The following is a 24,715-nucleotide window of genomic DNA, read 5'->3' as shown; positions in this document are numbered from 1 at the left end:
CTAACACACCTTATGGCGCTAAAGCAGGCCAAAATGCGCAATACCCTGATAAAAAGATAAGAAAAACGCGCTAAAGCCAGATAATTAATCGTTTTTTACAGACTTGACCGAAAATGCTCAACCGGGTGCCAATAACGGGTAATCTTACCTATAGTTATTCTCAGCGCTTTTTTCTATTGCACGGAGACCGCAATGAAAACCGACCATGTGATGACATTAAAACAGGCTCAGGGGGGATTCGCCCCGGCCGTAATACCGTTGGCCGCTTCCACTCTTCATACCGACGAGCAGGGTATTCATGCCGGGGAAACCACCATACCCTCACAGGGTGACAACCTGCCGGCCTATATTGCCAAGCCGGCGAACCACGACGGCCCCTTCCCGGTGGTGCTGGTGGTACAAGAGATTTTTGGCGTTCACGAGCATATTCAGGATCTGTGCCGCCGCCTGGCGAAACAGGGCTACCTGGCGATAGCGCCCGAGCTTTACTTCCGCCAGGGGGATGCCAGGGATTACACCGACATAGGCGAATTGTTCCAGAAACTGGTGAGCAAGGTGCCGGACAGTCAGGTGCTGGCCGATCTCGACCACGCAGCCCATTGGGCCACCCGTCATGGCGGCGACGCCGGCAAGCTGGCGATTACCGGTTTCTGCTGGGGCGGCCGTATTACCTGGCTGTATGCGGCACATAACCCGCAGTTGAAGGCAGCGGTGGCCTGGTACGGCAAATTAGTGGGCGAAAAAACGCTGAATTCCCCCAAACACCCGGTCGACGTCGCAACGCAGCTCTCTGCGCCGGTGCTGGGATTATACGGCGGCCAGGACACCGGCATCCCGCTGGAAACGGTGGAGACCATGCGCCAGGCGATTCGCGCAGCTAACGCCAATGCCGAGATCGTGGTGTACCCCGAAGCGGGTCATGCCTTTAACGCCGATTATCGCCCAAGCTATGATGCCGAAGCGGCGACGGACGGCTGGCAACGCATGCTGGCATGGTTCGCCCAGCACGGTGTGGCCGGCGTCAAATAATTCTCCCACGGGCGCGCTGCCAACTGCGCCCGGTCTATTCGTCCACCGCCGCCTCACTGCGTTGCCGGCTGCGGTACACCGAAGGCGAACATCGGTTATTCTTGCGAAACAGGCGGCAAAAATAATTGCTGTCAACGAAGCCGCAAGCCTGCGCTACATCCTTTACCTTCATATTTTCGTCCCTGAGCAGCCGTTTGGCCTGTTCCAGCCGGACATGGTTCAGTGACTCGTTAAAACCCCTGCCGCCCGACTTTTGGAACAAATGCGAAAGGTAATTGGGGGAAATGCAAAAAAACTGCGCAACCGACTCGCGGGTTAAAGGCTCACGGAAATGCGCTTCAAGATAATCCCGCACCGCCACAAACAACGTCTGACTGCGTGATGCCACCGGTGCCGACGAGCCGAACAGATCGAGAGCATGGCTCAGCAGGCCCTTCACCAGAAAGCGTGCCGTTGACTGATCGTTGTGATGCGCCGCCAGTTCGCTCAGGGCCTGCAGCGTAAAAGCCCCCACGCGCGATCCACGTCGTGCCACGCTATCCTTCCCTTGAGGGATAGGATCGCGGCCATCCCATTTCAGCAGGCTGTAGCCGAGTTGCTGCTTGTTGAACCGCAGGCTGAGCGTGGTGACCGGCCGCTGCCAGTGCGGGCAGTGCCACCCCTGCGCCGGGACAAACAATGCATCCCCGGGCAGTAACAGCTGTCGCTGGCGCTCCCCCTGATGGCCCATCCAGGCCACGTTTTGCTCCCCGGCCAGCACCAACTCAATACGCGGATAATTGACCAAAGAAGAAAGGTCCGGCGCAGGGTGCCGGTTATCGGCAAAATAAACCTGCCTGATCCCCTGCGCGTCATCCAGTAACGGCGCCAACACCGTCAGCAGCGGATGTTTCATCAGCGATGATCCTCCAACCCGGAAAAGATAACGCCAGATGATAACCAATCGACCAAGGGAAAAATCTGCGGCAGGGCAAAAAATGAACGATTGCGGTTGAGCCACGAAAAAGGGCGCCGAAGCGCCCCAAAATAATCACACCAATATTATTGATTGCGCGCCAGCCTCGATGGCCGCGCGCACTCCGGTCAGGCTTGCTGCTCGCGCAGGTGCTGTGCCGCCAACACCATGTTGGCCAGCGACTGACGGGTTTCCGGCCAGCCGCGGGTTTTCAGGCCGCAATCCGGGTTAACCCACAGGCGTTCCGCCGGGATGTTCTGCGCCGCTTTACGCAGCAGCGCTTCGATCCATTCCACGCTTGGCACGTTTGGCGAATGGATATCGTACACGCCTGGGCCAATTTCGTTTGGATACTCGAACTCTTTGAAGGCTTCCAGCAGATCCATATCGGAACGCGAGGTTTCGATGGTGATCACATCGGCATCCAGCGCCGCGATGGAATCCATGATGTCGTTGAATTCGCAGTAACACATGTGGGTGTGGATCTGCGTGTCATCCTGCGCTACGGCGGCGTTCAGTTTGAAGGCATCCACTGCCCAGTCCAGGTAAGCGGCCCAGTCGGATTGACGCAACGGTAACCCTTCACGCAGTGCCGGTTCGTCAATCTGGATGATGCCGATACCGGCTTTTTCCAGATCTTCCACTTCGTCGCGCAGCGCCAGGGCGATCTGCCTGGCGATCACTTCACGGGTCACGTCTTCACGCGGGAACGACCAGCAAAGGATGGTCACCGGGCCGGTCAACATGCCTTTTACCGGTTTGTCGGTCAGCGATTGCGCATACTTCGCCCACTCAACGGTAATGGCTTCAGGACGGCTGATGTCGCCAATGATCACCGGCGGTTTTACGCAGCGTGAACCGTAGCTCTGTACCCAGCCATTTTGAGTGAAGACGAAGCCGTCGAGGTTCTCGCCGAAATATTCCACCATGTCATTACGCTCGGCTTCGCCGTGCACCAGCACGTCCAGGCCCAGACGTTCTTGTTCAACGATCGCCTGTTTGATGTGCTCGCTAATGCTGGTGCGGTAATTATTGCCGTCCAGACGTCCCTGTTTGAAGTCCAGGCGCAGGCCGCGGATCTCGGTGGTCTGCGGGAATGAACCGATAGTGGTGGTCGGCCAGGCCGGCAGATTGAAGCGATCGCGCTGCGCCTGAGCGCGCTGAGCGTAAGGGCTCTGGCGCTCGCTGTCTTGCGCGGTAATGGCGGCCAGACGCTGGCCTACCTGCGCATTATGTACGCGGCTGGACTGACGACGAGCGCGGATTGGCGCACTGTACGCGTCCAGTTCTGCCTGCTTTTCTGCACCCGGCGCGTTCAGCGCCGCGCTTAGCAAAGCCACTTCGGCGCATTTTTGCAGAGCGAAGGCGAACCAGCTCTTCACTTCTTCATCCAGGCGGGTTTCCACGCTCAGATCGATGGGGCTGTGCAACAGAGAACAAGAGGTGCCAATCCACAACGGACGGCTGTTAACCAGCGGTTGCAGGCGGTCGAACCAGCTGCTCAGGTCGGCACGCCAGACGTTACGGCCATTGATGACGCCCAGCGACAGCAGCCACTCTTTTGGCAATGCCTTGTTCAATACGGCGATATCGTCGTGACCGGCAACCAGATCGACATGCAGGCCCTGTACTGGCAATGCGCGGATAGTGTCGAGGTTGTGACCGACGCTGTCGAAATAGGTGGTCAACAGCAGTTTTACCTGGCCCTGCAACGCGTCGTAAGCCGGTTTGAAGGCGTCGAGCCATTCCTGCGGCAGCTCCAGCACCAGTGCAGGTTCGTCGATCTGCACCCACTCTACGCCGCGCTTCGCCAGTTCGGCCAGAACCTGCCGGTAAACCGGCAGAATGTCCTTCAGCAACGACAGTCGATCAAACTGCTCGCCCTTCACTTTGCCCAGCCACAGGTAAGTGACCGGCCCCAGCAGCACAGGCTTGATTTTGTGGCCCAGCGCCAGCGCTTCGTCAACTTCATCCAGCAATTGAGTCCAGCCCAGTTTGAACTGCTGGCCCTTCTGGAATTCAGGCACCATGTAGTGGTAGTTGGTGTTAAACCACTTGGTCATTTCTGCCGCCGCCGCCGGTTCACCGGTCGGTGCGCGGCCACGGCCCAGACGGAACAGCTGGTCCAGATCGATTGAGCCATCCGCATTTTGATGACGTGCAGGAACGTTGCCCAGCAGCAAGCTGGTAGTCAATACATGATCGTACCAGGCGAAATCGCCGACCGGCACCAAATCCACCCCGGCCTGCTGTTGCTGTTGCCAATGGCGAGCGCGCAGCTCGCGGCCAACCGCCAGCAGTTCTTCCTGCGTTGAGTTGCCTGCCCAGTAACTTTCCTGAGCTTTTTTCAGTTCACGTCGCAGCCCAACGCGTGGAAAACCCAGAGTGTGATTTAGAATTGCCATCGTCATATTCCTCATTTAGCCGTCCAGATGTTTACACATCCATAATCCGCAGGTACTGTATCAACCACAAGCGCAATTTATTCACTGTCACTGTGAAGGACTCTCATGATCGAACTGAAACACTTACGGACGCTGCAGGCTCTGCGCAACACCGGCTCTCTGGCGGCTGCCGCGGCCCAACTCCATCAGACGCAATCGGCCCTGTCGCATCAGTTCAGCGATCTGGAGCAGCGTCTGGGCTTCAAACTGTTCGTTCGAAAAAGCCAACCGCTGCGCTTTACCGTGCAGGGAGAAATCCTGTTACAGCTGGCAGAACAGGTACTGCCGCAAATCCAGCAGGCGTTGCAGGCGTGCCACGAACCGCATCAAACCACGCTGCGCATCGCCATCGAATGCCACAGCTGCATTCAGTGGCTGACGCCTGCGTTGGACAACTTCCGCCAGAGCTTCCCGCAGGTAGTGATGGACTTTAAGTCCGGCGTCACTTTTGATCCGCAACCGGCGCTGCAGCAGGGGGAGTTGGATCTGGTGCTGACCTCAGACATCCTGCCGCGTAGCGGCCTGCACTATTCGCCGATGTTTGATTTCGAGGTACGTCTGGTGCTGGCGCCGGATCACCCACTGGCCGGAAAACTGCATATTGAGCCGGAAGATTTGAGCGATGAGACGCTGATGATTTATCCGGTGCAGCGCCAGCGGCTGGATATATGGCGTCATTTCCTGCAACCGGCCGGCATCAGCCCGGCGCTGAAAAACGTCGATAACACCTTGCTGCTGATCCAGATGGTGTCGGCACGGATGGGGATTGCGGCGCTGCCGCATTGGGTAGTCGAAAGTTTTGAACGCCAGGGGCTGGTGGTGACAAAAACTCTGGGCGATGGCCTGTGGAGCCGCCTGTACGCCGCGGTACGCGACGGAGAGCAGCGCCAGGCAGTGACGGAAGCGTTTATCCGCTCGGCGCGCCAACACGCCTGCAATCACCTGCCGTTCGTACGCGACGCTGCGCGCCCGGGCACCCTTGCCGCCAGCATCAAACCGCTGGCTTCACAAGCCTAATGCTGCGGGCTGCCTGCGCTTGGGTAGCCCGTAGTCTCAATTAGCCGGCTTTGCTGCCACCCAGCGGCGGTGCACCCACAGCGAAGCGACAATCACCGCCCCGCCGATAATAAAACTCGGCCAGTGCGGTTGCTGCTGCCAGATAGCCAAATTCACCAGCAACCCGGCGGGCACGTGCATGTTGTTCATGATACCCAGCGTCCCGGCATCCACCTGAGTTGCACCGTAGTTCCACATGAAATAGCCCAGCCCGGAAGCCACCACGCCCAGCCACACCAGAATGCCCCATTGCAGGTGGGTCGTCGGCAACTTTTGCGGGTTACCCCACAGGCACCAGGCGACCACCGCGACCACCAGCGCCCCCAGGTAGAACCAGGAAAACGCCGTGTGTTGCGGCAACGGGTGCACCTCCATCAGACGCTTGTAACCGACCATGCCGATAGCGAAGCTGATATTCGCCGCCTGCACCAGCAACAGCCCCCACCAGAAATGCTCGCTCAATTGATGGTAACGGATGATCGCCGCGCCCAGTACCGCCAGCAACGCGCTGAACACATAGGCCCAACGCAGGCGTTGACCGCTGATCAGGTCGTAAATCAGCGTGACGTACAGCGGCGTAAGCACGGTAAACAGCAGGAATTCCGGTACCGTCAGGTACATGTAGGCACGGAAGCTGAACAGGTACATGATGCCCAGTTGGCAGGCACCCACCAGCATGTACATCAGGATCACTTTCGGTTTGATATTGCGCCAGCGCAGGAAAGGCAGGAATACCAACGCCGCCAGCCCGATACGCATCAGCACCGAGAACCAGCTGTCGACCTGGCCCGCCAGATATTCGCCAATCAGGCTGAAAGAGAACGCCCATAAGACGGTAGTAATCACCAGAAGCAGCACGTCGGGTTCACCCTAAACAATCAGAAAAGGCGATTGTAACGGAAGGCGAAATGCTGCGTGATGAAAAGGCGGTTTACAGCTGTGCAAAATATAAACTTTTCGGCAATTTTTCGCCGGTGGGTTAGGCTTAATTAAAAGCGAGGATAAATATCATGAAGAGTTATCGCATTCTGTACGGCCTGCTGTTGCTGTCCGGGCTGGCAACGGCGGCCAATGGCGTAACCGAGCTCAGTTCGCAACAGCAGTTCCTTAACCAGCGCAATCAGCAGATGCAGCAACAACGCATGCTGAATAACCAGCAGTTGGATCAACGTCGCCTGCAACAACAGCGGCAATTCGACCAAAATCAGCAAAAATTGCTGCGAAATGCGCCAAACGACAGGCAATTGCTGCCAAACGGCAACCAACCGCGCAATCCGTTTAACCGCACGTCACCGATGGTGCCGCAAACCCAGATGCCGGCTACACCCGCACACCCATAATGGTGAGGATCAGCGGCGTAGTGATTGCCGCCAGCGCGGTGGACATCACCAGACTGGTGGCGGCCGGGCCGGTGAGTACATTGAACTGGCGTGACATCAGGTAAACATTGACCCCGACCGCCATTGAACCCAGTAGCACCACCACACGGGTTTCCATTGGCGGCAGGTCCATCATCCAGGCCAGCAGCCAGATGATCAGCGGCTGGACAATCAGCTTGAAGAAACAAATGGCGCTGCTCAGCTGCCACCCCTCGCTGATGCGATATTCCGCCAACCCCATTCCCAGCACCACCAGCGACAGGGGCGCCGCCACCTGGCCAAGCATACTGACCGGCTGATCGACAAACGTCGGCAACGGCAGCCCGGTCAGGCTGAACAGCGTGCCGGAGAGAATGCCGATAATCAGGGGATTGGTGAGCACGCTGCGCGCGGTTTTGATAAAGCCGTGCAGGGTAGGCGAGCCGTTGCGCGCCCATTCGATCGAGATGGTTACCAGCGTCCAGAGGATCAGCCCGTTGAATACCAGCACCAGGGCAACCGAAGGGATCGCGGCCTCACCCAACATCACGCTGGCGATCGGCAGGCCCAGCATCACGTTATTGGAGAAAATCCCCCCCAGCGCGAACACCGAACCGGATACCCCATCCAGTTTAAACAGCCGGCGCGCGGTGATGCGGCCCATCACGAACACGATCAGACAACTGCCGAAAAAAGCGATCAGCAAACGGGCATCCACCGCCGGGCGTTGCGAGAAATCGCACATCATGCGAAATAACATGGCGGGCAACGCCAGGGAGAAGACGAAACGGGTCAAACCGTCGGTGATGGTGGCCGGCCACTTACCCCAACGGACAAGGCCATATCCCAGCACGATAAGAACAAATAGCGGTAAAGACAGCGCTATCTGGTGCCACAGAGAAACAATAAAGACAGACATCACATCCCTTCCGTTAGCGCGGCGGCAAGGGGCTGACGTCGCAAGAATCAACAGGCGCCGGCGAATTCACGGGCGCAGCAGACTGCGCCCGTAGCAACGGAGGTTTATTCGTTGGGGAAATCCGGGCCGATTAAATCTATCCGGTCGGTACAAATGCAGTCAACGCCCCAGTTCAACAACAGGCGCGCACGCGCCGGCTGATTAACGGTATACACCAGAATGCGCAGGCCGGCCGCCTTCAGCGCCGCGACCCGCTCAGCGGTCAGCTCTTTGTGGTTGATATGCAGCGACACGCAGCCCAGCCGCTCCGTCAGCGCCTGCCAGTTGTCATCCCATTCATCCAGCAACAAGCCGCGCGGCAGGTCCGGCACCGTACGCTGTGCCGCCTCAAGCGCCTCAACCGAGAACGAAGAAAGCAGCGGATCGGTCTGGCCTTGCCACAACAGCCGTGCTGCCAGCGCCACCACGCGGCCGGTTTCATCGTCAGTGCCGGTGGTGGGTTTGATTTCGATATTCGCCATCATGCCGTGCTGCCGGCAGCGCTCTGCGACCTCCAACAGCAACGGCAGACGCTCGCCCTTGTAGGCGGCGTTGTACCAGTTGCCGGCATCCAGCTGCACCAGCTTGTCCCAGGGCAGCTCGCCCGCCACGCCCCAACCGTCGCTGGTGCGATCGAGGGTATCGTCATGCAACAAAAAGATCTGCCCGTCCTGCGCCAGCTTGGCGTCGAACTCAATCATTTTGTGGCCGTGTCGCGCACCAACGTCGATCGCCGCCAGGGTATTTTCCGGTGCCAGGGAACCGCCGCCGCGGTGGGCGACGATATGAGGATAAGGCCAGGCTGTGGTCATTGTTCCATCCGTAATCCGCTGTTCGAATCAAAAAAGTGCAGCGCCTGTGCAGGCAGTTGCAAATATAGCGTGCTGCCCGCCGTCGGCATAGTTTCATGCGACAACCGCGCAATCACGCCGTGGCCACCCCATTGCCCGTGCGCCAGATTATCTGCGCCCAGCAGCTCCAGCGTTTGCAGTTCCAGCGGCACGCCGCCTTGTTCAAGGGTGGTCAGCCGAATATGCTCCGGACGGATGCCGAGCGTCAACGAGCGACCGCCCCACTGTGTTTTGGCCTGAGGTAAATTCAGCGTCATCCCGCCGGCCAGCAACAGTTGGCTGCCGTCGGCGCTCAACGTGCCGGGCAGCAGGTTCATCGCCGGAGAGCCGATAAAGCTGGCGACAAACAGCGACGCCGGGCGCTGATAAACCTCGCTCGGGGTACCAATCTGTTCCGCTACGCCCTTGTTCATCACAATCACCCGCTGCGCCAGCGTCATCGCCTCTACCTGATCGTGCGTGACGTACAGGCTGGTGGTTTTCAGCCGACGATGCAGTTGCTGCAATTCCAGACGCATTTGCACGCGCAGCTTGGCATCCAGGTTGGACAAAGGTTCATCGAACAGGAATACCGCCGGTTCACGCACGATGGCGCGCCCCATCGCCACCCGCTGGCGTTGCCCGCCGGAAAGCTCGCGCGGCTTGCGCTGCAACAACGGCTCCAGCTCCAGAATGCGCGCGGCTTCTTCCACCCGCTGCTGGATATGCTGTTTGCCGAAACCGCGAATCTTCAGGCCGTAGGCCATGTTGTCATACACGCTCATGTGCGGATACAGTGCGTAGTTCTGAAACACCATCGCGATGCCGCGATCTTTCGGCTCCATATCGGTCACGCGCTGGCTGTCGATATAGATATCGCCGCTGGTGGTGCGTTCCAGCCCGGCCACCATGCGCAGCAGCGTCGATTTTCCGCAGCCTGAAGGGCCGACCATCACGATAAACTCGCCGTCCGCCACGTCGAGATCGATTTGCTTAATCACCGGCGTTTTACCGTCGTAGGATTTGGTAACTGCCTGTAGTTTTAAACCTGCCATGTGAACATTTCTCTCGTTACTTCTCGCTGTCGACGAGACCGCGCACAAACCAGCGCTGCATCAGAAGAACCACCGTCAGCGGTGGAATTAAGGTCAGAATCATCGCCGCCATTACCTGATTCCACTGGGTCGGCGCGCCGGAGGTGGAGATCATGCTCTTGATGCCCGCCACCGCGGTGCCCATCGAGGCGTCGCTGGTGATCAGGATCGGCCACAGATACTGGTTCCAGCCGTAGATAAAGGTAATGACAAACAGCGCCGCCAGATTGGTTTTCGACAACGGCAACACGATGTCCCAGAAAAAGCGCATCGGGCCGGCACCATCGATGCGCGCCGCTTCCAGCAGCTCATCCGGCAGCGTCATGAAGAACTGGCGCAGCAGGAAGGTGGCTGTCGCCGAGGCCATCAGCGGCAGCGTCAGGCCGGTGTAGCTGTCCAGCAGGTTCAGGGTGGAGATCACCTCTACCGTCGGGAAAATACGCACTTCTACCGGCAGCATCAGGGTGAGGAAAATCAGCCAGAAAAACAGGCTGCGCAGCGGGAAACGGAAATACACGATGGCGTAGGCCGACAGCACCGACACCAGGATTTTGCCGAAGGTAATCGCCAGCGCCATGATCACGCTGTTCAGCAGCAACAGCGAGAACGGCACCTTGAGGTTGCCCACGCCGCCCTGCCAGATATTGCGGATGTTTTCCCACAGATGGCCGCCCGGGATCAGGGTCATTGGCACCTGAAACACCTGCTTGTCGTCCAGCGTAGCGGCGACAAAGGCCACGTACAGCGGGAACAGCACCACCAGCACGCCGATAATCAGCATTACGTGGCTGAAGATATCCAGCCCGCGTCGGTTCTCAATCATTGGTAGCGCACCTTACGTTCGACAAAACGGAACTGGATCACCGTCAGGCCAATCACCAACAGCATCAGGATCACCGACTGCGCCGCTGAGCTGGACAGATCCAGACCGGCAAAGCCTTCGCGGTAGATCTTGTAGATCAGCGTGGTGGTGGATTGTACCGGGCCACCGCCGGTGGCGGCATCAATCACCGGGAAGGTATCGAAGAAGGCGTACACCAGATTCACCACCAGCAGGAAGAAGCTCACCGGGGTGATCAACGGCAACACCAGGTTGAAGAAACGCCGCACCGGGCCGGCGCCGTCGATAGCCGCCGCTTCCACCAGCGAACGCGGGATCGATTGCAACGCCGCCAGGAAAAACAGGAAGTTATAGCTGATTTGCTGCCACACCGAGGCCAGCACCACCAGGAACATCGCCTGCCCGCTGTTTTGCGCATGGTTCCAGTTGTAACCCAGTCCGCCAAGGAAATGGGTGATCAGCCCCAGGCCGGGGTTAAACAAGAAGATCCACAATACCGCCGCCACCGCGGGGGCCACGGCGTAGGGCAAGATCATCAGCGTCTGGTAAATCCGGCTGCCGCGCAGCACGTAATCCACCAACGCGGCGAAAAACAGCGACACCACCAGCCCGATACCCGCCACCAGGAAGCTGAAAATCAGCGTGGTGTAAAAAGAATCGAGGTAGTACGGATCCTGGAACAGTTGGCTAAAGTTATCCAACCCGACGAACTGGCTGGACAGGCCAAAGGGGTCGAGGCTCTGCACCGAATACCACAGCGCCTCGCCGGCGGGCCACAGGAAGAATATTGCGGTTATCAGCAACTGCGGCAGCACCAACACATAGGGCAGCCAGCTGCAGCCGAAACCGGGACGATGTGAGCTCATAATCAGGGACTCATGTAAGGCAAAAGACGGGCAATTCGAAACGAGGCGAAGTGCGGTTGCCAAAAATCATGACTTCAATAATTCCAGTTGACGTAGCGAGCGCCGCCAGATTGGGTGCGGACAGCGCACAGGACCCGGAGCGTACACGTAGTACGTGAGGAGTCCGAGCACTGCCCAATCCCAAGACGGCAAGCGCAGTAGTCAAATGGGATTATTGCGTCGAAGATTCGAAGCGGCGCAGCAGTACATCACCGCGTTGTACGGCAGCGTCCAGCGCCTGCTGTGGCGTTTTTTTGCCGGTCCACACGCCTTCCAGTTCTTCATCCACCACGCTGCGGATCTGCGGCATATTGCCCAGACGCAGGCCCTTGGTGAACGGCAATGGCGGCTTGTTCAGCATTTGGCGCGTCGCAACGTCGGCGCCCGGGTTCTTGTCATAGAAGCCCTGTTGCTTGGTCAGATCGTACGCGGCAGTGGTAATGGGCAGGTAGCCGGTTTTCTGGTGCCATTCGGCGGCAATTTCCGGTTGCGCCAAATACTGCAGGAACTCGGCTACACCCTTGTAGGTGGCGGCATCTTTGCCGTTCATCACCCACAGGCTGGCGCCGCCGATGATGGCGTTCTGAGGCGCATTCTTGGCGTCGGCATCGTAAGGCATCATGCCCACGCCATAGTTGAATTTGGCATAGTGCTTGATATCCGCCAGCGAACCGGAAGAGGCGGTAGTGATGGCGCAGTCGCCGCTGTAGAACTTCTCGGTCGATTCGTCTTTACGGCCGAAGTAGGTGAAATCACCCTTCTTGTTCATGTCCGCCAACAGCTGGATATGTTTGACCTGCAAGGGTTTGTTGAACTCCAGCTTGGCGCTGGCACCACCGAAGCCGTTGTTTTCGGTAGCGAACGGCACACCGTGCCAGGCGCTGAAGTTCTCAAGTTGGATCCAGCCCTGCCAGCCGCTGGCGTAGCCGCACTTCATGCCTGCTGCGCGCAGTTTGGCGGTGTCCGCCGCCAGCTCTTGCCAGGTTTTTGGCGGCTGGTCCGGGTTCAGGCCGGCTTTTTTGAACGCGTCTTTATTGTAATACAGTACCGGGGTGGAGCTGTTGAACGGCTGGGACAGCAGATGGCCGCTCTTGTTGTCGGTGTAGTAACCGGCCACCGTCGGCACGAACACCGATTCGTCAAAGTTTATCCCGGCATCTTTGAACACCTGATACACCGGTTTGATCGCTTTGCTCGCCATCATGGTGGCGGTGCCCACTTCATAAACTTGCAAAATCGCCGGCGCCTTGCCGGAACGGTAAGCCGCAATGCCCGCCGCCAGGTTCTGTTCGTAGTTGCCTTTATAAACCGGAACGATTTTGACGTCGCTGTGCGACTGGTTAAAGCGGTCCGCCAGAGAATCCACTTCTTTACCCAGTTCACCTTCCATCGAATGCCAGAACGGGATCTCGGTCGCCGCCAGTGCCTGAGTGCTGACCGCCAGGGTCAACGCGACGCACAGCGTAGTTTTGCGAATAGCGTAGGTGAGCATGCCTAACTCCTGAAAAAGCTGGTGTAATAAGCGCGTGAGCGAAAAGAATCAGTTTTTTGTTCGGAAGCTAACATGCCATGCTCGGATGACAGAAAAATAACTAAAAAATGACAGCAAGGTGACAGCGAGGTGAAGTGCAGATTGCGGTTTGATGTCGGCGACGAGGAAAATCTCCCCGCCGCCGCGGGGATTACAGTGAACGACGCAGGCGGGCGACCGCTTCCTGCATCTGTTGTTCAGTGGCGGTGGCGAACGACAGGCGGAAGGTCGAACGATCCGGGTTATCGGAGAAGAAATATTCCCCCGGCACGAATACCACGCCCTGCTGCAGGGTGGTTTTCAGCCATTCGGTGGCGTTGAACGGCTGACGGAAACGCGCCCACAGGAACATGCCGCCCTTCGGCATATCGAAGGTGATATGGTCGCCCAACTCTTTCTCCACCAGCCCGGCCAGGATCTCGCCCTTTTGCTTGTAGGCGGCGCGGATCTTTTCGATCTGCGCCGGCAGACGATCCAGACCCAGGTAGCATTCGACGATGCTCTGCGACAACGCGCTGGCGTGCAGATCCGCCGCCTGTTTGATGATCGCCACTTTATGCAGCAGAAACTCAGGCAAAATAGCCCAGCCCAGGCGCAAGCCCGGCGCCAGGATCTTGGAGAAGGTCGAGGTGTAGATAATGTTATCGGTATGGCCCAGCACCTGCTGTGAAACCTGATGCAGCGTGGCATTGCGCTCTTCGGTAAAGCGCAGCTCGCCGTACGGATCGTCTTCGATAATCAGGAAGTTGTACTCGGCCGCCAGTTTCACCAGCAGTTCGCGGCGCGGGGCGCTCAGCGTGAGGCCGCTTGGGTTGCCAAAGTTCGGCACTACGTACACGCCCTTGATGCGCTGAGTTTTCAGCAGTTCGGCAAGCTCTTCAACCACCATGCCGTCGCTGTCGGATGACACCGACATGATGTTGGCTTCCGCCAGTTCCAGCGTCTGCAGCGCCGCCAGATAGGTCGGGCGCTCCACCACAAACACGTCACCTGGGTTGACGATAGCGCGCATCACCAGATCCAGCGCCTGCTGGGAACCGGCGGTCACCATCACTTCTTCGGCCGTGGCGGACACGCCGCGCTCGGCGCACAGCTCGCAAATGCGTTCACGCAGCAACGGGCTGCCTTCGGTCAGACCGTACTGGAAGGCGCTTTTTGGTTGTTCGGTGATCGCCTGATGGGTGGCAATGCTCAGCCCTTCAAAATCAAACAGGGCATCAGAGGGGATGCCGCCCGCCAGCGAAATGACGTTTTCCATCTTACTGTGCTTGAGCAATTCACGGATTGCCGAGCTTTTTACGTTGACGATGCGCTGCGCGAGTAACCCTTCTGTCTTCATTTCTTATTCTCGTAATCGTTATAAATTTTGTAGGGGCGCGGTACACGGCGACCAGGCTAGTCGGGAAGACTCTATTCGTCCCTACAGGAAAGTGATTTCAGCCAACAACGCTGTAGCCTGAAAGACGACGGGTATTTAGCCGCCCAGATACGCCGACCTTACTGCTTCGTTTGCTAACAATGCGGCTCCCGTATCTTCCAACACCACGCGCCCGTTTTCCAGTACATAACCGCGATCCGCCAATTTCAGCGCCTGATTGGCGTTTTGCTCCACCAGGAAGATGGTCATACCCTCTTCGCGCAGTTGCTGAATAATGTCGAAAATCTGCTGGATGATGATCGGCGCCAACCCGAGGGACGGCTCGTCGAGCAACAACAGCTTCGGCTGGCTCATCAGCGCGCGGCCGATCGCCAGCATCTGCTGTTCACCGCCGGACATGGTGCCGGAGCGCTGGTTGCGACGTTCCAGCAGGCGCGGGAACAGGCCGAACACCCGTTCGATACGCTGTTGGTACTGGTGACGATCGGCAAAAAAGCCGCCCATCGCCAGATTCTCTTCCACCGTCATGCGCGAAAATACCCGGCGCCCTTCCGGCACTATCGCCACTGCTTCACGCATAATGCGCGAGGTCTGCCACTGGGTAATATCCTGATCGAGGAAGGTAACGCTGCCTTCGGTGGCGCGCGGCTCACCGCACAGCGTGCCGAGCAGCGTGGTTTTACCGGCACCGTTGGCGCCGATCAGGGTGACTATCTCACCCTGCTTGATGTTCAGGCTGACCTGATGCAGCGCCTGGATTTTGCCGTAATGGGCGGAAACCTGATTAAATGACAACATAGTATTATTCGCCCAGATAGGCCCGGATAACGTCCGGGTTGTTACGAATTTCCGCCGGGGTGCCCTGCGCCAACGGCGTGCCCTGATTCACCACGTAGATACGATCGGAAATGCCCATCACCAGCTTCATGTCGTGCTCGATCAGCAACACCGACACTTTATGCTGGTTGCGTAGCTCGACGATCAAGTGATCCAGCTCGTCGGTTTCCTTCGGGTTCAGGCCGGCCGCGGGCTCGTCCAGCATCAGCAGCTCGGGGCGGGTCACCATGCAGCGCGCAATCTCCAGCCGCCGCTGCTGGCCGTAGGCCAGATTGCCCGCCGAACGGTTAGCCATCTCAAGCAGGCCAACGCGTTGCAGCCACACGGAAGCACGTTCCAACGCGTCGGCTTCGGCACGGCGGAAGGCAGGGGTTTTCAGCAGCCCGGCGAATACGCCGCTTTTCAGGTGCTGATGCTGGGCGACCAGCAGGTTCTCAATCACCGTCATTTCACGGAACAGCCGCACATGCTGGAAAGTGCGTACCACGCCCATGCGGGCAATCGTCTGGCCAGGCAACCCTTCCAAATGGCGATCGCGCAGTTTGATGGTGCCGCCAGTGGGGCGGTAAAAGCCGGTCAGGCAGTTAAACACCGTGGTTTTTCCCGCGCCGTTCGGGCCGATCAGCGAAACAATTTCGCCTTCGTTCAACTCGAGCGCCACATTATTTACCGCCAGCAGGCCGCCGAAACGCATCGAAAGCCCTTCTACTTTCAGCAGAGGTTGCATACTCATGCCTGTTCCCCCTTGCCGGCCGTTTTCAATTTCAACTGCGGGCGCTTCATCGGCAGCAGCCCTTGCGGCCGCCAAATCATCATCAACACCATCAACGCGCCCAACAACAGCATGCTGTATTCGTTCAGATCACGCATCATCTCGCGCGATACCACCAGCAGGATAGCCGCCAGGATCACCGCGAACTGCGACCCCATGCCGCCCAACACCACAATCGCCAGCACGAAGGCCGACTCGACGAAGGTGAATGACTCCGGGCTCACGAAGCCCTGGCGTGCGGCGAACAGCGTACCGGCAAAACCGGCGAAGGCGGCGCTGATGGTAAAAGCGGTCAGTTTGATTTTTGTCGGGCTCAGGCCCAGCGAGCGGCAGGCGATTTCATCTTCACGCAGCGCTTCCCAGGCACGACCCAATGGCATGCGCAGCAAGCGATTGATCACAAACAGCGTCACCACCACCAGCAGCAGCGCCACCAGATACAAGAACACGATGCGATCGCTCGGATCGTATTTCAGGCCGAAGAAATTATGGAAGGTATCCCAACCGCCGTCACGCGCGCTGCGGTTGAATTCCAGGCCGAAAAAGGTCGGTTTCGGGATCTGGCTGATGCCGTTCGGCCCGCCGGTGATCTCGGTGTTGTTCAGCAACAGGATACGTACGATCTCACCAAAGCCCAGCGTCACAATCGCCAGGTAGTCACCGCGCAAACGCAGCACCGGGAAACCGAGCAGGAAACCGAAGATGGCGGTGACGATACCCGCCAGCGGCAGGCTTTCCCAGAAGCCAAGGCCGTAATAGTGATTCAGCAGCGCGTAGGTATAGGCACCGATGGCGTAGAAGCCGCCGTAACCCAGTACCAGCAGGCCGGACAGCCCTACCACCACGTTCAGGCCCAGGCCGAGCATCACGTAGATCAACGTCAGGGTGGCGATATCCACCGAGCCGCGCGACACCAGAAATGGCCAGGCGATCGCAGCGACAATAATCGCCGCCGCCAACAGCTTCTGACGTGGAGTGGTGCCATCAAAGCTCGGTAAGACAAAAGCGGGGCCGGACAGTTTTTTCAGCCCCTGCTGCATCAGCGGACGCAACAGTTGGAAGAAGAAGACGATGACGCAGCCGATGCCGATCCACATCCAGCGTACTTCCGCCGCGCCGTGGACCACCAGCTTGGTCCCGTCCAGGCTCAGTTGCATGCCCATCAGGAACGACGCCATGACAAACAACACCACCGAAGCTATCAGCGCATTAAGCAGATTGAGTTTCATACCTTCTCAACCTCCGGCCGCCCAAGGATGCCGGTTGGCATGATCAGCAACACCACGATCAGCAACGCGAACGACACCACGTCTTTATATTCGGTGCTCAGGTAGGCCGAGGTCAGCGCTTCTGCCACTCCCAGCACCAGGCCGCCGATCATCGCGCCGGGAATACTGCCGATGCCGCCCAGTACTGCCGCAGTAAAGGCTTTCATGCCGGCCATAAAGCCGATGTACGGATTGATTACGCCGTAGAACTGACCTAGCAGCACGCCGGCCACTGCCGCCATCACGGCGCCGATCACGAAGGTCAGTGAAATCACCCGGTCGGTATTGATGCCCAGCAGGCTGGCCATCTTCAAATCTTCCGCGCAGGCGCGGCAGGCGCGGCCCATACGGGAATAACGGATAAACAGCGTCAACGCCAGCATCGCCAGGAAGGTGACGACCCAGATAATCAGCTGCATGGTGCTGATGGTGGCGGCGAAGCCATTGCTTTCACCCAGCACCCACTGGCCGGTGACCAGGCTTGGCAATGCCAGATCGCGCGAGCCCTGCGTCAGGCTGACGTAGTTTTGCAGGAATATCGACATGCCGATGGCGGAAATCAGCGCGATCAGGCGCTTGGAGTTGCGCACCGGCTTGTAGGCCACCCGCTCGATGCTCCAGCCGTAGGCACTGGCGATCACGATCGACACCAAAAACGCGGCGCCAATCAGCAGCCAGCCGACGTCGATGCCAAGCATCATCAGGGCGGCGATAACAATAAAGGAAACATAGCTGCCGATCATATACACCTCGCCGTGGGCGAAGTTGATCATGCCGATAATGCCGTAGACCATGGTGTAACCGATGGCAATCAATGCATAGGTGCTGCCCAACGTAACGCCGTTGAACATCTGCTGCAGAAAATAGAGAACCTGCTCTGACATACTCGAACCCTTGGCTGCATGTTTATCGCAACCTGGAATGAAAACCATTAAAGATGCTTATACCCAATGAATTTCACGCTGCAACCAACAACGAGACAACGTGAAAGACAAGGGTATACCCTAAATAATTGGAGTTGCATCAAGGCGGCAAGGCCGTAAATCCCCAGGAGCTTAGTAAACTAAGTGACTGGGGTGCGCGGGCGCAGCCAACACAGAGGCAGCTTCAAGTATGACGGGTATATTATTTAATCGGTGTTGATGTGCCGTCCGCATGCCACTCAAACACGCCGAATTCGAAACCTTTCAGATCGCCCTTATCATCCCAGCTCAGCGGCCCCATCACGGTGTCAACCGGCTTGCCGGTTTTCAGATCCTTGACGATATCGGCCGGCTCCTGGCTACCGCTGCGCTCCATCCCGGTAGTCAGAGATTGCAGCGCTGCGTAAGTGGTCCAGACGAACGGCCCGGTCGGATCCAGCTTCTTGGCTTTCAGTGCATCCACAACAGGTTTGTTGGCAGGCACCTGATCGTAGCGTTTAGGCAGGGTCACAAGCATACCTTCTGAGGCGGCACCGGCAATGTTGGACAGCGAGGAGTTGCCCACGCCCTCTGGCCCCATAAAGCGGGTTGTCAGGCCAGCCTGTTTTGCCTGACGCAGGATCTGCCCCATTTCCGGGTAGTAGCCGCCGAAGTAAACGAAATCGACGTTTTCTTTCTTCAGGCGCGCCACCAGTGTGGAGAAATCTTTATCACCGGCGGTGATACCTTCAAACATCACCACGTCGGTACCCTGCTTTTTCAGGCTGTCGCGTACCGAGCGCGCCAGACCTTCGCCATACTGCTGCTTGTCGTGAACCACGGCAATGCGTTTGGGTTTGATCTCGCTGAGGATGTATTTCGCCGCGGTCGGGCCCTGATCGGAATCCAGCCCGGTGGTGCGCATGATCATCTTGTAACCACGGGTGGTCAGATCGGCGTTGGTGGCCGCCGGGGTAATCATGATCACGCCTTCGTCTTCATAAATATCGGAAGCCGGTTGAGTGGAGGACGAGCACAGGTGGCCGATCACATAGCGAATGCCGTCGTTAATCACCTTGTTGGCAACCGCAACCGCCTGTTTCGGGTCACAGGCGTCGTCATATTCCACGCCAACCAGTTTATCGCCCTTGATGCCGCCTTTGGCGTTGATATCGGCAATCGCCTGGCGGGCACCGGTAAACTCCATATCGCCATACTGCGCGACCGGGCCGGACATTGCGCCCACGATCGCCACCTTGATATCTTTCGCCATTGCAGAATGGCCGATCGCCATCGCGATACAACCCGCCAACAGCGCCTTACCTTTTGTTAATTTCATCCGCAAATCCCCATCTGTCGTTGTGAACGTACCTGTTGTGTTTGCCTGCACCTGACCCTTATTTACTGCTTTTATTCATAAGTAATAATGATTTAGGTGTTTTCGTGGCAATATTTTCTAATAAGACTTTATTTTTCATGCCATTAAACAGGAATTTTCTGCTGCAAATCAACTTGCACAATCAGAAACAAGCGGTGTAAACAGGATAAAATCCGGATTAAATCTGCGCTGTTTTGCATCAGGCGCAGCGCGTTATGCTGGTTATCGATCCATTAACAATCTATTTACTCGGAAAATGCGTCATGCAAAAAACATTTTGCGCAGTAATCGTACAGAAAAACTTACACAACGCTCTGTGCGAGATCTATTACACTGTCGGCATCGATTAGCCGTTCGGAAATTCTGCATGAAACTGACTATTGAGCGATTAACCACACTGTCCCCGCAAGATCTTATCGACCTCGGTAAAATTTGGCCGCAACAACAGCCGCAACAGTGGCAGAGCTGGCTGGACGGCGATAAAGCCCTGTTCGCCGCCCGTTTTAACGAACGGCTGCTGGGCGCGGTGAAAATTGCGCTGGATGGCGATAACGCTCAACTGCAGGATTTGCTGGTGCGCGAAGTGACGCGCCGTCGCGGCGTCGGGCTGTATCTGGTGCAGGATGCACAGCGCCAACTGCCCCAGGTAGCGCATTGGCAGCTTTCTACCGCCGGCCTGACACCGCGCGAACGCGGTGAAGTGGATAACTTTATGCGCGCCTGCGGTTTCACTCAGCAAGGCGATCTCTGGCAAAAATGAAACGCGGGCTGATGGCGTTGCTGTTGTTGGCGCTGGCGTTAACGGCCTGGTTCGGCGGCCGTCACCAGGCGCTGCAGCTACTACAGCCCCGGGACAGCCAGGTTTATATCTGGCAACGGGTCTGGACACCGCAACACGCCACTGCGCTGGCGCAAAGCCGTGACCTGTTCTCCACCCTGCGCGTGTTGGGTGCGCAGGTGCATCCGCGCGAAGGCTGGCGCGAAATCCCGGTCAATCTGCCGCAGCTGCAACAGGACGGCCGCCCGCTGTGGCTGGTAGCCCGTTTGGATGGCCAATTGGCGCAGCTCGATGAATCGACTATTCGTCAACGCCTGGTAAAACAGGTTTTGCAATGGCAGGCCGCAGGGTTGCAGGTGATCGGCATCGAAATAGATCATGACGCCGCCACCGCTCGCCTGCCTGACTATCACTATTTCTTGCAACAACTGCGCCGACAACTGCCTTCCTCCTTGCAACTCGGAATTACCGCGTTACCGGCCTGGATCGGCTCACCGGCGCTGCCCGGCGTCTTGCAACAGGCAGACAGCTCGGTGTTGCAGGTGCATGCGGTGCTCTCGCCGCAGCAGGGGCTGTTCGCCGCCCCGTTGGCGCTGCGCTGGGTAAAACAGTATGCAAAAATTACGTCCAAACCTTTCAGGGTGGCATTGCCGGCCTACGGTATGGGCCTGCTGGGCGTTGATGCACAGGGCGCACGGGTCGAGAGCGAAGCCTCACTGCGCGTGGCGGGCAATCCCCGCGAACTGACGGTAGCGCCGCAACAGGTGGCCGATTTTCTGCAGCAACTGGATACACAGGCGGTACCGCATCTGCGCGGTATTATCTGGTTCCGGCTGCCGCTGGCGGACGATCGCCGTGCCTGGTCGCTCAATACGCTGCGGGCGGTGATAGAGCGGCAGCCGCTTAACGTCAGCTGGCAGGTAAAATTTAGCCCTCAGCCACAGCAAAATGGGCTGTATGATCTGATAATTCATAATAACGGACCGGTTGATGCCCCGCTGCCTCGTGAAATAACCGTCGCCGCCACGGACTGTCTGGCGGCGGATGCGGCGGGCAACTACCGGTTGGAAAGCGGGCCTCAGCGCCAGCGCTTTGTCCTTATCAGCGACGATCAACTGCGCGCCGGCCAATCCCGGCCGCTGGGCTGGCTGCGCTGCCAACAATTGACGCCAGGAGGCACTCTTGTCATACCCTGATGCACACGCGGTACGCAACCGCCACGGTCGGTATCTCCCACTCGCTGCCCTGATCGGCTCAGCGCTGGCGATGCCCATTAACGGTTTCGCCTGCGGGCCGGACTTTCCCAACCGCTTGCTGACCGATCGTAACGGTACCCTGCTGTATATGCCGGAAGGCAATTTTGCCTTTGAGGCCAGTCGCCTGGTCGCGGTCGATAACCAACTGCCGCTGTGGAAAGCGCCTCCACCGGCAACGCCGCCGAAACCGATGCCGCTTTCACCGGAGACAATCATTATCGGTAAAATGCGCGCCGCCAAGACCGTCGAGGAGGCCGATGCGGTCAATTCTCAGGGCTTGTCGGACGCCGCACGCCTTTATCAACTGGGTGCCGTAGCCTTTGCCGGTGCTGATCCGCGCGCCGCAGAGTATTTCCAGCAGGTCCTGGCGCTGCCCGCAGCACAGCAGGGCGACTGGGGACTGCGGGCGCAGTATTCACTCGGACGGCTTCTGATGGATGACCACGGCACGCCGGAAAATGAATCCGGCGCACCGGCCCCGGCGATTAAACGCCCGGCGAAATCGCAGCTAGAGCAGGCGCTGGCGGCTTTCCAACAGGTAATTGACCGGGTGAAAGCCGGCGCGACCGATCCTGATCAACTGGCGCTGAGCAGCCTGGGGCAGCAAGCGCGCATCCAACTGTGGCTGGGCAACATCGCTCCGGCAGCACAACTGTACGCCCAGCAGGCGGCACAGGGCGATCAAAACGGTGGGCTGTCGTTACAGTACGTCTCCAGCTATCTGGTCAATCCTGACCACTTAGAAGCGCTGAAACAAGCCATTAGCGATCCCTTGATCCAACAGTTGGTGACCGTCGAACTCTTTGCGCGCGGCAGCAATTTGCAAATGTCGGATACCGATGCCGCCGGTACCCGTTCGAAACAGATAGTCAGCCAAATTCTGACGCTGCTGAACGACTCGGTGAAAAGTGGCTTCAGCGGCAGCGACCGGCTAGCGGCGCTGGCTTATCGCGCCGGGCAATATCCCATGGCGGCCAGCCTGTTAAAACATGCCGGTGACAGTGGGCTGGCGTGGTGGCTACGCGCCAAGATGGCGCTACGCGATGGGGATGTTAAGGCCGCTACCGCCGCTTATGCCAAAGCGGCCGCTGCCTTCCCCTCCAGTGAAAGCTGGGGCGAGCAGCGCAATGCGGACTTTACGCCGGAAACCATCGTGCCCGAATGCCGGGTGGCCGGGGAGCAGGCGATCCTTGCCTTGGATCGCGGCGACTACCTGCAGGCGATGGATTTTCTGTATCGCGGCAAAGAGATTTATTGGGCGGATGTCGCCGACGTGGCCGAGCGGGTGCTGACGATCGACGAACTGAAAGACTTCGTTGATAAACATGTGCCGGCACCGGCAACGCCGCTGAAACCCGTCAATCCCGATGAGTACAACGGCCAGCAAATCACGCCGGATATCCAACTGCGGGAATTGCTGGCGCGGCGGCTGATGCGCGCAGGGCGGGCCCAGGAGGCGATGGACTACTTTGATATTCCGAACTACCGTCAGGTGGCGCAAGGGTATGCCGATACGCTGAAAACTGCGCAGGACAAAACCGCCGACAAACTGGTGCGGGCCAAAGCCTATTATCAGGCGGCGACGCTGCTGCGCACGCAGGGGCTAACCTTCACCGGCTACGAGATGACGCCGGATTACGCCATTTATGACGCAGGTTATTCGTATCTGGGGGATGCCTTTGATACCCGCGAGCTGAAACACAAGAGTTGGATCAGCAGCGCCGAGGCGGCGCGGGCCAAAGCGGCGCTGCCGCCACAAGACAATCGCTTCCTGCATTATCGCTGGCAGGCGGTCGACCTTGCCCAGCAGGCCGCCGATTTGTTGCCGCCCAAAAGCCAGGCGTATGCTGCCGTGCTGTGCAATGCCGCCGGCTGGGTTATTAAACGCGACGCGAAAACCGGCCAGGCGCTGTATCAGCGCTATATCAACACCGGCACCCGTTATCCCTGGGCCAGCAAGTTTGGCTACGACTGCCCGGTGCCGGATTTTGCCGCGGCAGGCCAGTAACACCGAATTTCAGGCACAAAAAAACCCGTTCATTGCTGAACGGGTTTTTTAACGCTTAAGCGGGATCAGGCTTCGATCGCCATTTTCAGTTTCTTCATGGCGTTCTTTTCCAACTGGCGCACACGCTCGGCGGAAACGCCGTACTGATCGGCCAGTTCCTGCAAGGTGGATTTGTTGTCGTCATCCAACCAGCGGGCGCGGATGATATGCTGGCTGCGCTCGTCCAGACCTTCCAGCGCGTAGGCCAGTTTGTCTGCGGCGTTACTTTCCCAGTTATCTTCCTCGATGCCTTCGGCGAAGTCCGAGCTTTTGTCCTGCAGGTAGAGAACCGGTGCCATCGACTGACCGTCGCGCGCATCGTCGTCCGGCGTGGGATCGAAGGTCATATCCTGCGCCGCCATGCGAGACTCCATCTCACGCACGTCTTTGCTGGTCACGCCCAACTCGCGAGCCACCAGTTCCACCTCGTCCTGATTGAACCAGCCCAAACGCTGCTTGGTTTTACGCAGGTTAAAGAACAGCTTGCGCTGCGCTTTGGTGGTAGCGACCTTGACGATACGCCAGTTGCGCAGCACGTATTCGTGAATTTCTGCCTTGATCCAATGCACAGCAAAGGACACCAGGCGCACCCCAACTTCCGGATTGAAGCGGCGTACAGCTTTCATCAGGCCAATATTACCTTCCTGAATCAGGTCTGCCTGCGGCAGGCCGTAACCAGAGTAATTACGGGCAATATGAGCGACAAAGCGCAGGTGAGACAGGATCAGCTGCTTAGCGGCCTCCAGATCGCCCTGATAATGCAGCCGTTCAGCCAGCTCCCGCTCTTCCTCTGCCGTCAGCATCGGATAGGTGTTGGCGGCCCGGATATAGGCTTCCAAACTGCCCTGGGGCACTAAAGCTAAAGTTTGCATTTCTTTGGTCATTCAAACCCTCTCTTGAGAAAACAGGTCATGCAGGTGATGACTCACGGCGGGGAAAAGATTGATTTTACGGCAGTTGCTGTTGCAAAAGCGGTCCACACGCCGGGCACCCTAACATTTTGCTGCAAATTTTGACCGTGTTCCGCCCTATAAGTTCACTGTTTTTCGATCGCATTGCAGATGACAATACGTGACGAAGGTGGAGACCGATAGGGAA

At 58.1% G+C, this 24,715-nt stretch carries 22 protein-coding genes and 1 other RNA gene; 6 read left to right on the top strand and 17 right to left on the bottom strand.

The window, feature by feature from the left end; all coding sequences use genetic code 11:
- Positions 1 to 192: 192 nt before the first annotated feature.
- A complete protein-coding gene (locus tag QZQ97_RS20715) occupies positions 193 to 1,029 on the top strand; it encodes a dienelactone hydrolase family protein (protein WP_311994970.1) in 837 nt (278 codons plus the stop codon).
- A 34-nt stretch (positions 1,030 to 1,063) separates the two neighbouring features.
- Here the strand turns inward: QZQ97_RS20715 and QZQ97_RS20710 are convergent, their stop codons facing one another.
- Entirely contained in the window at positions 1,064 to 1,924 is an 861-nt protein-coding gene (locus QZQ97_RS20710; protein ID WP_311994969.1) for an AraC family transcriptional regulator, read from the bottom strand.
- 188 nt (positions 1,925 to 2,112) lie between these two features.
- Positions 2,113 to 4,389, bottom strand: a complete 2,277-nt coding sequence (gene metE / locus QZQ97_RS20705; protein ID WP_311994968.1) for a 5-methyltetrahydropteroyltriglutamate--homocysteine S-methyltransferase — start codon at positions 4,387 to 4,389, stop codon at positions 2,113 to 2,115.
- A 105-nt stretch (positions 4,390 to 4,494) separates the two neighbouring features.
- Between metE and metR the strand changes: the two genes are divergently transcribed.
- A complete protein-coding gene (metR, locus tag QZQ97_RS20700) occupies positions 4,495 to 5,445 on the top strand; it encodes an HTH-type transcriptional regulator MetR (RefSeq protein WP_311994967.1) in 951 nt (316 codons plus the stop codon).
- Between the two features lie 36 nt (positions 5,446 to 5,481).
- Here the strand turns inward: metR and QZQ97_RS20695 are convergent, their stop codons facing one another.
- Positions 5,482 to 6,342, bottom strand: coding sequence for a carboxylate/amino acid/amine transporter (locus QZQ97_RS20695; protein WP_311994966.1), 861 nt, complete (start codon positions 6,340 to 6,342; stop codon positions 5,482 to 5,484).
- Positions 6,343 to 6,494: 152 nt separating this feature from the next.
- Between QZQ97_RS20695 and QZQ97_RS20690 the strand changes: the two genes are divergently transcribed.
- Positions 6,495 to 6,824, top strand: a complete 330-nt coding sequence (locus QZQ97_RS20690; protein WP_311994965.1) for a hypothetical protein — start codon at positions 6,495 to 6,497, stop codon at positions 6,822 to 6,824.
- Here the strand turns inward: QZQ97_RS20690 and QZQ97_RS20685 are convergent.
- From QZQ97_RS20685 to QZQ97_RS20625, 13 genes are all read right to left on the bottom strand, one after another.
- On the bottom strand, positions 6,805 to 7,761 hold the full coding sequence (locus tag QZQ97_RS20685; protein ID WP_311994964.1) for an AEC family transporter: 957 nt from the start codon (positions 7,759 to 7,761) through the stop codon (positions 6,805 to 6,807). The genes QZQ97_RS20690 and QZQ97_RS20685 overlap by 20 nt on opposite strands.
- Before the next feature lie 104 nt (positions 7,762 to 7,865).
- Positions 7,866 to 8,612 (bottom strand): glycerophosphodiester phosphodiesterase, encoded by a 747-nt coding sequence (ugpQ, locus tag QZQ97_RS20680; protein ID WP_311994963.1) that lies wholly within the window; start codon positions 8,610 to 8,612, stop codon positions 7,866 to 7,868.
- A complete protein-coding gene (locus QZQ97_RS20675) occupies positions 8,609 to 9,685 on the bottom strand; it encodes a sn-glycerol-3-phosphate import ATP-binding protein UgpC (RefSeq protein ID WP_311994962.1) in 1,077 nt (358 codons plus the stop codon). Before QZQ97_RS20675 ends, ugpQ begins: the two co-directional genes overlap by 4 nt.
- A gap of 16 nt (positions 9,686 to 9,701) precedes the next feature.
- Positions 9,702 to 10,547 (bottom strand): sn-glycerol-3-phosphate ABC transporter permease UgpE, encoded by an 846-nt coding sequence (gene ugpE, locus QZQ97_RS20670; protein WP_065505718.1) that lies wholly within the window; start codon positions 10,545 to 10,547, stop codon positions 9,702 to 9,704.
- Positions 10,544 to 11,431, bottom strand: coding sequence for a sn-glycerol-3-phosphate ABC transporter permease UgpA (ugpA, locus tag QZQ97_RS20665; protein WP_065505717.1), 888 nt, complete (start codon positions 11,429 to 11,431; stop codon positions 10,544 to 10,546). The genes ugpE and ugpA overlap by 4 nt, the downstream gene beginning before the upstream one ends.
- A gap of 80 nt (positions 11,432 to 11,511) precedes the next feature.
- Positions 11,512 to 11,587, bottom strand: a non-coding RNA gene (locus tag QZQ97_RS20660) — sX9 sRNA.
- A 55-nt stretch (positions 11,588 to 11,642) separates the two neighbouring features.
- Positions 11,643 to 12,962: a sn-glycerol-3-phosphate ABC transporter substrate-binding protein UgpB gene (ugpB, locus tag QZQ97_RS20655; protein ID WP_311994961.1), complete on the bottom strand. Its 1,320-nt coding sequence runs from the start codon at positions 12,960 to 12,962 to the stop codon at positions 11,643 to 11,645.
- 190 nt (positions 12,963 to 13,152) lie between these two features.
- Entirely contained in the window at positions 13,153 to 14,340 is a 1,188-nt protein-coding gene (locus QZQ97_RS20650; protein WP_311994960.1) for an aminotransferase-like domain-containing protein, read from the bottom strand.
- A gap of 135 nt (positions 14,341 to 14,475) precedes the next feature.
- Positions 14,476 to 15,177 carry a high-affinity branched-chain amino acid ABC transporter ATP-binding protein LivF gene (gene livF, locus QZQ97_RS20645; RefSeq protein WP_004950991.1) on the bottom strand — a complete coding sequence of 234 codons (702 nt, stop codon included), beginning with the start codon at positions 15,175 to 15,177 and terminating at the stop codon, positions 14,476 to 14,478.
- 4 nt (positions 15,178 to 15,181) lie between these two features.
- Positions 15,182 to 15,949, bottom strand: a complete 768-nt coding sequence (gene livG / locus QZQ97_RS20640; RefSeq protein WP_065505713.1) for a high-affinity branched-chain amino acid ABC transporter ATP-binding protein LivG — start codon at positions 15,947 to 15,949, stop codon at positions 15,182 to 15,184.
- A complete protein-coding gene (locus tag QZQ97_RS20635; protein ID WP_311994959.1) occupies positions 15,946 to 17,217 on the bottom strand; it encodes a high-affinity branched-chain amino acid ABC transporter permease LivM in 1,272 nt (423 codons plus the stop codon). Before QZQ97_RS20635 ends, livG begins: the two co-directional genes overlap by 4 nt.
- Positions 17,214 to 18,140: a high-affinity branched-chain amino acid ABC transporter permease LivH gene (gene livH, locus QZQ97_RS20630; RefSeq protein ID WP_004950984.1), complete on the bottom strand. Its 927-nt coding sequence runs from the start codon at positions 18,138 to 18,140 to the stop codon at positions 17,214 to 17,216. The genes QZQ97_RS20635 and livH overlap by 4 nt, the downstream gene beginning before the upstream one ends.
- Positions 18,141 to 18,381: 241 nt before the next feature.
- A complete protein-coding gene (locus QZQ97_RS20625; RefSeq protein ID WP_006317237.1) occupies positions 18,382 to 19,497 on the bottom strand; it encodes a branched-chain amino acid ABC transporter substrate-binding protein in 1,116 nt (371 codons plus the stop codon).
- Positions 19,498 to 19,903: 406 nt separating this feature from the next.
- Here QZQ97_RS20625 and panM point away from each other — a divergent pair, with 406 nt between their 5' ends.
- From panM to QZQ97_RS20610, 3 genes are read left to right on the top strand one after another with little or no spacing between them, the layout of a single operon-like run.
- A complete protein-coding gene (gene panM / locus QZQ97_RS20620) occupies positions 19,904 to 20,296 on the top strand; it encodes an aspartate 1-decarboxylase autocleavage activator PanM (protein WP_006323076.1) in 393 nt (130 codons plus the stop codon).
- Complete coding sequence (locus tag QZQ97_RS20615; RefSeq protein ID WP_311994958.1) at positions 20,293 to 21,510, top strand: DUF3142 domain-containing protein; 1,218 nt, start codon at positions 20,293 to 20,295, stop codon at positions 21,508 to 21,510. Before panM ends, QZQ97_RS20615 begins: the two co-directional genes overlap by 4 nt.
- Positions 21,497 to 23,578, top strand: coding sequence for a hypothetical protein (locus tag QZQ97_RS20610; protein WP_311994957.1), 2,082 nt, complete (start codon positions 21,497 to 21,499; stop codon positions 23,576 to 23,578). Before QZQ97_RS20615 ends, QZQ97_RS20610 begins: the two co-directional genes overlap by 14 nt.
- Positions 23,579 to 23,643: 65 nt before the next feature.
- Here the strand turns inward: QZQ97_RS20610 and rpoH are convergent, their stop codons facing one another.
- Positions 23,644 to 24,501: an RNA polymerase sigma factor RpoH gene (rpoH, locus tag QZQ97_RS20605; protein ID WP_004950979.1), complete on the bottom strand. Its 858-nt coding sequence runs from the start codon at positions 24,499 to 24,501 to the stop codon at positions 23,644 to 23,646.
- Positions 24,502 to 24,715: the final 214 nt, after the last annotated feature.

The sequence above is a fragment of the Serratia sp. root2 genome (assembly GCF_031931805.1).
Taxonomy (GTDB): domain Bacteria; phylum Pseudomonadota; class Gammaproteobacteria; order Enterobacterales; family Enterobacteriaceae; genus Serratia; species Serratia inhibens.
The sequence above is the reverse complement of the archived record's forward strand: the minus strand, read 5'-3'. Positions and strand labels throughout refer to the sequence as shown.

Excerpts from the sequence above, each read along its gene's own strand:
- QZQ97_RS20715 (WP_311994970.1), top strand. The coding sequence starts at position 193 with ATGAAAACCGACCATGTGATGACATTAAAACAGGCTCAGGGGGGATTC.
- QZQ97_RS20710 (WP_311994969.1), bottom strand. The coding sequence starts at position 1,924 with ATGAAACATCCGCTGCTGACGGTGTTGGCGCCGTTACTGGATGACGCG.
- metE (WP_311994968.1), bottom strand. The coding sequence starts at position 4,389 with ATGGCAATTCTAAATCACACTCTGGGTTTTCCACGCGTTGGGCTGCGA.
- metR (WP_311994967.1), top strand. The coding sequence starts at position 4,495 with ATGATCGAACTGAAACACTTACGGACGCTGCAGGCTCTGCGCAACACC.
- QZQ97_RS20690 (WP_311994965.1), top strand. The coding sequence starts at position 6,495 with ATGAAGAGTTATCGCATTCTGTACGGCCTGCTGTTGCTGTCCGGGCTG.
- QZQ97_RS20685 (WP_311994964.1), bottom strand. The coding sequence starts at position 7,761 with ATGTCTGTCTTTATTGTTTCTCTGTGGCACCAGATAGCGCTGTCTTTA.
- ugpQ (WP_311994963.1), bottom strand. The coding sequence starts at position 8,612 with ATGACCACAGCCTGGCCTTATCCTCATATCGTCGCCCACCGCGGCGGC.
- QZQ97_RS20675 (WP_311994962.1), bottom strand. The coding sequence starts at position 9,685 with ATGGCAGGTTTAAAACTACAGGCAGTTACCAAATCCTACGACGGTAAA.
- ugpE (WP_065505718.1), bottom strand. The coding sequence starts at position 10,547 with ATGATTGAGAACCGACGCGGGCTGGATATCTTCAGCCACGTAATGCTG.
- ugpA (WP_065505717.1), bottom strand. The coding sequence starts at position 11,431 with ATGAGCTCACATCGTCCCGGTTTCGGCTGCAGCTGGCTGCCCTATGTG.
- ugpB (WP_311994961.1), bottom strand. The coding sequence starts at position 12,962 with ATGCTCACCTACGCTATTCGCAAAACTACGCTGTGCGTCGCGTTGACC.
- QZQ97_RS20650 (WP_311994960.1), bottom strand. The coding sequence starts at position 14,340 with ATGAAGACAGAAGGGTTACTCGCGCAGCGCATCGTCAACGTAAAAAGC.
- livF (WP_004950991.1), bottom strand. The coding sequence starts at position 15,177 with ATGTTGTCATTTAATCAGGTTTCCGCCCATTACGGCAAAATCCAGGCG.
- livG (WP_065505713.1), bottom strand. The coding sequence starts at position 15,949 with ATGAGTATGCAACCTCTGCTGAAAGTAGAAGGGCTTTCGATGCGTTTC.
- QZQ97_RS20635 (WP_311994959.1), bottom strand. The coding sequence starts at position 17,217 with ATGAAACTCAATCTGCTTAATGCGCTGATAGCTTCGGTGGTGTTGTTT.
- livH (WP_004950984.1), bottom strand. The coding sequence starts at position 18,140 with ATGTCAGAGCAGGTTCTCTATTTTCTGCAGCAGATGTTCAACGGCGTT.
- QZQ97_RS20625 (WP_006317237.1), bottom strand. The coding sequence starts at position 19,497 with ATGAAATTAACAAAAGGTAAGGCGCTGTTGGCGGGTTGTATCGCGATG.
- panM (WP_006323076.1), top strand. The coding sequence starts at position 19,904 with ATGAAACTGACTATTGAGCGATTAACCACACTGTCCCCGCAAGATCTT.
- QZQ97_RS20615 (WP_311994958.1), top strand. The coding sequence starts at position 20,293 with ATGAAACGCGGGCTGATGGCGTTGCTGTTGTTGGCGCTGGCGTTAACG.
- rpoH (WP_004950979.1), bottom strand. The coding sequence starts at position 24,501 with ATGACCAAAGAAATGCAAACTTTAGCTTTAGTGCCCCAGGGCAGTTTG.